This window comes from Streptomyces sp. NPDC001889, assembly GCF_053594535.1.
In genome coordinates, this window is record NZ_JBSFER010000067.1 from 1 (window position 1) to 3,407 (window position 3,407).

1 protein-coding gene is annotated in these 3,407 nt (G+C 70.7%); it reads left to right on the forward strand.

Translation table 11 applies throughout. From position 1 onward, the window contains the following. Positions 1-467 precede the first annotated feature (467 nt). The gene (gene leuS, locus ACWCRA_RS35180) at positions 468-3,335 is read left to right on the forward strand and encodes a leucine--tRNA ligase (RefSeq protein ID WP_351559911.1); all 2,868 of its coding nucleotides are present in this window, start codon (positions 468-470) and stop codon (positions 3,333-3,335) included. Positions 3,336-3,407: the final 72 nt, after the last annotated feature.

Consider the following 3,407-nt stretch of genomic DNA (forward strand, 5'->3'; position numbering starts at 1 on the left):
GCGCTCAGGGCCGCCACGCATCCGACGACGACGAGGGGTCCTGGGACCCGGGGTTCGCTCACAGGCGCAGCCTACTGACCGCGCGCGCGCCCGGGCACCCGATCGGGTGGATCACCGCCTCTTCTCGTATGTCTCAACTGCGACCACGGCCCGCCGCCTTGCGCACGACCCCGGCAGCCCGGCCCGCCCGCCCCGCTCGCTTGGCGAGCCCGCCCGGCCCGCCCCCCGCCGGGCCGCCCCGGTGCCGCCACCCGGCCGGAGCGGCGTCCGGATCGTCCGCTGCGGTACCCTGACGCCATGCGTGCCGTACGCCTTCTGCTTAGCGAGCCGCGCTGATCAGTCCCGACGGATGAAGAGATCCGGTCGGCATCGGCGCGGCGTCCCCTCCTGTGTGAGGGGTCCTTTTGTTTGTGGCCAAGCCCGCCCACGAACCGCTGGCAGAGACGATCGATGGAGCTTTAAGGATCATGAGCGAGACGAATTCTGCTGCTTCCGCTGCCGAGGTGGCCGCCCCCCACCGCTACACGGCCGCGATGGCCGCCGACATCGAGGCACGCTGGCAGGACTTCTGGGACGCCGACGGCACGTACGAGGCCCCCAATCCGAGCGGTGACCTCGCCGGGGACCCCGCGCTGGTGGCCCGGCCCAAGAAGTTCATCATGGACATGTTCCCGTACCCCTCGGGCGCCGGGCTGCACGTCGGACACCCCCTGGGCTATATCGCCACGGATGTCTTCGCCCGCCACCAGCGCATGACCGGGCACAACGTCCTGCACACCCTGGGCTTCGACGCCTTCGGCCTGCCCGCCGAGCAGCACGCCATCGCCACCGGAACGCACCCCCGGGTGTCGACCGAGGAGGCCATGGCGAACATGAAGCGCCAGCTGCGCAGGCTGGGCCTGGGCCACGACCAGCGCCGGTCGGTCGCCACGATCGACCCGGAGTACTACAAGTGGACCCAGTGGATCTTCCTCCAGATCTTCAACTCCTGGTACGACGAGACCGCGGGGAAGGCCCGCCCGATCGCCGAGCTGGTCGCCCAGTTCGAGAGCGGCGAGCGCGCCGTCCCCGGCTCCGCGCGCCCCTGGAGTGAGCTGAGCGCCGTCGAGCGCTCCGATGTCCTCGGCCAGTACCGGCTGGCGTACGCCTCCGAGGCGCCGGTCAACTGGTCGCCCGGCCTGGGCACCGTACTGGCGAACGAGGAGGTCACCGCCGACGGGCGCTCCGAGCGCGGCAACTTCCCGGTCTTCAAGGCCAAGCTGCGCCAGTGGAACATGCGCATCACCGCCTACGCCGACCGGCTGCTCGGCGACCTGGACGCCCTGGACTGGCCCGAGGCGATCAAGCTCCAGCAGCGCAACTGGATCGGCCGCTCCGAGGGCGCGCGCGTCGACTTCGCCGTCGAGGGCCACGAGAGCGCGCGGGTCACGGTCTTCACCACCCGCCCGGACACCCTGTTCGGCGCCACCTACATGGTCCTGGCGCCCGAGCACGGCCTGATCGACTCGATCCTGCCCGCCGAGTGGCCCCAGGGAGTCAAGGAGGCGTGGACCGGCGGCGCCGCCACTCCGGCGGAGGCCGTCTCCGCCTACCGCAAGCAGGCGCAGAACAAGAGCGACGTCGAGCGGCAGACCGAGCACAAGGACAAGACGGGCGTCTTCAGCGGCGCGTACGCGCTCAACCCCGTCACCGGCACGCGGATTCCGGTCTTCGTCGCCGACTACGTCCTGATGGGCTACGGCACCGGCGCGATCATGGCCGTCCCCGGCCAGGACGAGCGGGACTGGGAGTTCGCCGAGGCGTTCGGCCTGCCGATCATCCGTACCGTGCAGCCGCCGCGGGACTGGGAGGGCGAGGCGTTCACCGGCCAGGGGCCGGCGATCAACTCCGCCAACGACGAGATCTCCCTCGACGGCCTGGAGGTCGCCGAGGCCAAGGCGCGGATCACCCAGTGGCTGTCCGAGCGCGGCATCGGCGAGGGCACCGTCAACTTCCGGCTGCGCGACTGGCTCTTCAGCCGTCAGCGGTACTGGGGCGAGCCCTTCCCGATCGTCTACGACGAGGACGGCGTCGCGCACGCGCTGCCGGAGTCGATGCTGCCGCTGGAGCTGCCGGAGGTCGACGACTACTCGCCGCGCACCTTCGACCCCGACGACGCCGACTCCCGGCCCGAGACCCCGCTCTCGCGCAACGAGGAGTGGGTCGATGTCACGCTGGACCTCGGCGACGGCCCCCGCAGGTACCGCCGCGAGACCAACACCATGCCCAACTGGGCCGGCTCCTGCTGGTACGAACTGCGCTATCTCGACCCGCACAACAGCGACCGGCTGGTCGCCCCGGAGATCGAGCGGTACTGGATGGGACCGCGCGAGGGCATGCCCCACGGCGGTGTCGACCTGTACGTGGGCGGCGCCGAGCACGCCGTACTGCATCTGCTGTACGCGCGGTTCTGGTCCAAGGTCCTCTTCGACCTGGGACACATCTCGTCCCCCGAGCCGTTCCACAAGCTCTACAACCAGGGCATGATCCAGGCCTATGTCCACCGCGACAGCCGGGGCTTCCCGGTCCCGGCCACCGAGGTCGAGGAGCGCGAGGACGGCACCTTCCACCACGGGGGCGAGCCGGTCAGGCGCGAGCTGGGCAAGATGGGCAAGTCCCTGAAGAACGCGGTCACGCCGGACGAGATCGCCGCCGAGTACGGAGCGGACACGCTGCGGCTGTACGAGATGGCGATGGGCCCCCTGGACGTCTCCCGTCCCTGGGACACCCGCGCGGTCGTCGGCCAGTACCGGCTGCTCCAGCGGCTGTGGCGCAATGTCGTCGACGAGTCGACGGGTGAGGTCACCGTCGTCGACGAGGAGGCGGCCGAGCCGGTGCTGCGCGCCCTGCACAAGGCCATCGACGGTGTCGGCCAGGACATGGCGGCGCTGCGTTTCAACACCGCCATCGCCAAGATCACCGAGCTGAACAACCACCTCACCAAGGCGGGCGGCCCGCTGCCCCGGAGCGTGGCCGAGCGGCTGGTGCTGCTGATCGCGCCGCTCGCCCCGCACGTCGCCGAGGAGCTGTGGCGCAGGCTGGGCCACACCGACTCGGTGGTGCACCAGGACTTCCCGGTCGCCGACCCGGCGTATGTCGTGGACGAGTCCGTGATCTGCGTGGTGCAGATCAAGGGCAAGGTCAAGGCGCGGCTGGAGGTCTCCCCGTCGATCGCGCAGGACGAGCTGGAGAAGCTGGCGCTGGGTGACGCGGCGGTGGTCGCGGCGCTGGGCGGCGCGGGGATTCGCAAGGTGATCGTGCGGGCGCCGAAGCTGGTCAATATCGTCCCCGAGTAGTCGGAAACGAACAGTCGGACACGAACCAGGGGGCCGGGGCCTCGGGGCCCGCACCGACGGCGCGTCCAACAT

Excerpts from the sequence above, each read along its gene's own strand:
- leuS (WP_351559911.1), top strand. The coding sequence starts at position 468 with ATGAGCGAGACGAATTCTGCTGCTTCCGCTGCCGAGGTGGCCGCCCCC.